Genomic DNA, 235 nt, shown 5'->3' with positions numbered 1-235 from the left:
GCATCGGATCCCGCTCTKTTCGTCTGGGGGGCGGGGAGATGTGAAAAAGAGANNNNAAAAACGGGTCCAGCGCACCGCCACCCCAGACTKGCACRGCGCGGCTGACCGCAACCGCCGATAACAGACTGCGACCCCATGCACCCTGCCCCAGACCTGGGCCAACCACCCAGACGCTGGCATTAGCGCCCAAAGCCAGCAGCTGATTGGCCGACGCCACGCCTGTCTCTTATACACA

At 63.2% G+C, this 235-nt stretch carries 1 pseudogene; it reads right to left on the bottom strand.

What is annotated here, in order from left to right:
* Nucleotides 1–64: 64 nt before the first annotated feature.
* A pseudogene (locus ACQ4LH_RS21765) lies at nt 65–220 on the bottom strand (bifunctional ADP-dependent NAD(P)H-hydrate dehydratase/NAD(P)H-hydrate epimerase); the annotation flags it as partial.
* Between the last annotated feature and the right edge of the window lie 15 nt (nt 221–235).

Origin of the sequence: Pseudomonas peli, assembly GCF_050563605.1 — a bacterium.
GTDB lineage: Bacteria > Pseudomonadota > Gammaproteobacteria > Pseudomonadales > Pseudomonadaceae > Aquipseudomonas > Aquipseudomonas peli_A.
Note: the sequence above shows the minus strand (reverse complement) of the source record. Positions and strands in the feature narration are given on the sequence as shown.